Genomic DNA, 2,767 nt, shown 5'->3' with positions numbered 1-2,767 from the left:
ACTTACGGCGTCAGTCTGTTCCGGTCACGCGGGAAGGCGCGGGCGTATCTGACGTTGCTGATGCCCAGCAGCCTGGCGGTCAGCCGCTCGGCCCCGATGGCAAAACCCCCGTGCGGCGGCATGCCGAACTTGAAGACCTCCGAGTAGCCGGTCATGGCCGCCGGGTCCATCCTGTAGGCGCGGATGGAGTCCATCAGCATGGCGTGGTCGTGGATGCGCTGCCCGCCCGACGTGATCTCGATGCCCCGGAAGAGTAGATCGAAGCCGCGTGTGATGTCCGGGCTCAGCGTGCCGTCCGCATTGATTTCCGGATGGGCGTAGAAGGGCCGGGCGGCGCGGGGATACTTGGTGACGAACACGAAGTCGCTGCCCAGCGCCCCCGCGTAGTGCTGGCACAGCAGCCGCTCGGCTTCGGGGTCGAGGTCCTTGCCGCCCACCGCGTGCCCGAAGGTCTGCGTGACCAGCTCGCGGGCGTCCAGCAGCGTGATGCGGGGGATGTGCTCCGGCACGGCTGGGATGGTGGCGCCCAGCAGCTCGAATTCATGGGCGCATTCGGTCTTGAGGCGCTCCATCATGGCGGCGAGCACACGGGTCTCCAGGTCCATCACGTCCTCCTCGGAGTCGATGAAGCCCATCTCCACGTCCAGACTCAGGTATTCGTTCAGGTGACGGCTGGTGGCGTGTTCCTCGGCGCGGTAGACCGGGGCGACCTCGTAGACGCGCTCGAAGACGCCGACCATGATCTGTTTGTAGAGCTGCGGACTCTGCGCCAGGTACGCCTGCTCCCCGAAGTAGTCGAGCTTGAACAGGTTGGCCCCGCCCTCCGCGCCCGCCGAGACGATCTTGGGCGTGCTGATCTCGGTGAAGCCCTCCAATCTGAGGTGGCTGTGAAAGGCGAAGACCAGCTCGGCCTGGACCTTCAGGGCCGCCCGCTCGCGCAGCCCGCGCACCGAGACGTAGCGGTAATCCAGCATGGTTTCGGGGGCCACGTTCCATTCCATCTTGGGAATCTCCAGCGGCGACGCCTCGGTGGCCGCCGAGAGCACCCGCAGCTCGCTGACCTGCACCTCGAAGCCGCCGGGCGCCTTGGCGTGGGCCTTGACGGTGCCCAGAATCTCCACGCTGCTCTCCGGCAAGGGCAAGCTCAGCCCGGAGCCGACGCACTGGGCCAGGCCGGATTTGTCGCGCAGCACCAGGAACTGCACGCCGCCCAGGTCGCGCCGGGCGTGGACGAAGCCTTGCAGGCGCACGGGCTGGCCGTCGTGCGCGCCGAGTTCGCGCGTCAGGGTGCGGGGCAGTCTTGAGGTGGTCATGGGTTCTCCTTTGGGTTGAGGTCGGGGAAGCGAGGTCGGGTGCCGATAAACAGCGCCCCCGACTCGTGTGGACGTCGGGGGCGCGGTGATCCGGCGTCCCTGTCAGTGACCGAAATTGGCACGTCTGGAAACCGCGACTGCACACATGGCGCGAGTCTAGCGGGGTTGAGGCGGCTGGGCAACCGGGAAAGCTGGACAACGAGCCTTCCGGACATAGGCTTTATGCTGCTGGACATGTCTACTGACCTCACCGCCGAACGCGCTCTGGCCGAAGCGCTGGCCTTGAAAGCCGGAGCTTTGCTCATGCGTCACCGCGCCCAGGGCTTTGCCGTCGAGTACAAGACCTCGCCCGACGACCCCGTGACGCTGGCCGACACCGAAGCCTCCGCGCTGATCGTGGCCGGGCTGAGCGCCGCTTTCCCGGACGACGGCATCCTGTCCGAAGAGCTGACGGATAACGCCGAGCGGCTGAGTAAGTCCCGCGTCTGGATCATCGACCCGATTGACGGCACCAAGGAGTACGTGGAAGGCAGCCCGGATTTCTGCGTCAGCATCGGTCTGAGCGTGAACGGCGAGGCGGTGCTGGGCGTGGTCTACGCCCCGGCCCACCAGGATTTATACCTGGGCGTGGTGGGGGACGGTGTGTGGCATAACGGCACGTCCAGCGGCTTCTCGGCCCGTCCACCCGAAACGGCAGTGATCGGCGTCTCGGACACGGAGCACAAACGCGAGTTGCACCAGTACCCCATCCGCAACATGCAGCCCTCCGGCAGCATCGCGCTCAAGCTGGCGCTGATCGCCTCCGGCGCCCTCGACGCGACGTTTACCATGTCGCCCCGTAGCGAGTGGGACATCGCGGCGGGCATGGCATTGATCCGTGCGGCAGGCGGCGTCACGACCCGGCGCGGCGGCGCGGCCATTGCGCTCAACTCGCCGCAGCCGAGTATCCGCCGAGGTCTGGTCGCCGGGCGGCTGGACGTGGTGCAGTGGCTGGAGCGGGAACTCTGGCGCCTGGCCGTGCCGGAGCAGCAACTGGCGCTGGTCCCGTCAGACGCCACCTGGACGCTGCTCAGCGAGGCCGATCAAGGCACGCTGCCGGGCGGCGAGGCGCTGCACATCCGGCACGCGGCGGGCAGATTGACCGCGCTGATCCTGCTCGAAGCCGCCGAGCACGGCCTGAGCGTCGTGCGGGCCGAGGGCGACGCCGCCGATCTGCGGGTGCTGAGCCGCGACGTGACGCGCTTCGCGGGTGAGGCCGGGGCTGGCCTGAAGGAGTAGGCGTCTCGGCTCAGAAACTGAACCAGCTTCAGCACTAGAGCAAGTGGCATAATAAGTACATGCGAACGATTGTGGGCGCCAGGGGCTACGGTATCGAGCTGAGAGAACGCATCGTCAAAGCCGTCCAGAACGGCGAAAATATCGATAACGTCGCTCGGAAGTTTGAAGTGCATCAC

2 protein-coding genes are annotated in these 2,767 nt (G+C 66.7%); one reads left to right on the top strand and one right to left on the bottom strand.

Translation table 11 applies throughout. The annotated features are described in order from the left end of the window. Nucleotides 1-2: 2 nt before the first annotated feature. Nucleotides 3-1,313, bottom strand: coding sequence for an aspartate--tRNA(Asn) ligase (aspS, locus tag Q0R23_RS01525; RefSeq protein WP_293909634.1), 1,311 nt, complete (start codon nucleotides 1,311-1,313; stop codon nucleotides 3-5). A 234-nt stretch (nucleotides 1,314-1,547) separates the two neighbouring features. Here aspS and Q0R23_RS01520 point away from each other — a divergent pair, with 234 nt between their 5' ends. Then, nucleotides 1,548-2,591, top strand: a complete 1,044-nt coding sequence (locus Q0R23_RS01520) for a 3'(2'),5'-bisphosphate nucleotidase CysQ (protein WP_293909633.1) — start codon at nucleotides 1,548-1,550, stop codon at nucleotides 2,589-2,591. Nucleotides 2,592-2,767: the final 176 nt, after the last annotated feature.

Origin of the sequence: Deinococcus sp., from assembly GCF_025362455.1 — a bacterium.
Classification (GTDB): Bacteria; Deinococcota; Deinococci; order Deinococcales; family Deinococcaceae; genus Deinococcus.
Note: the sequence above shows the minus strand (reverse complement) of the source record. Positions and strands in the feature narration are given on the sequence as shown.

Excerpts from the sequence above, each read along its gene's own strand:
- aspS (WP_293909634.1), bottom strand. The coding sequence starts at position 1,313 with ATGACCACCTCAAGACTGCCCCGCACCCTGACGCGCGAACTCGGCGCG.
- Q0R23_RS01520 (WP_293909633.1), top strand. The coding sequence starts at position 1,548 with ATGTCTACTGACCTCACCGCCGAACGCGCTCTGGCCGAAGCGCTGGCC.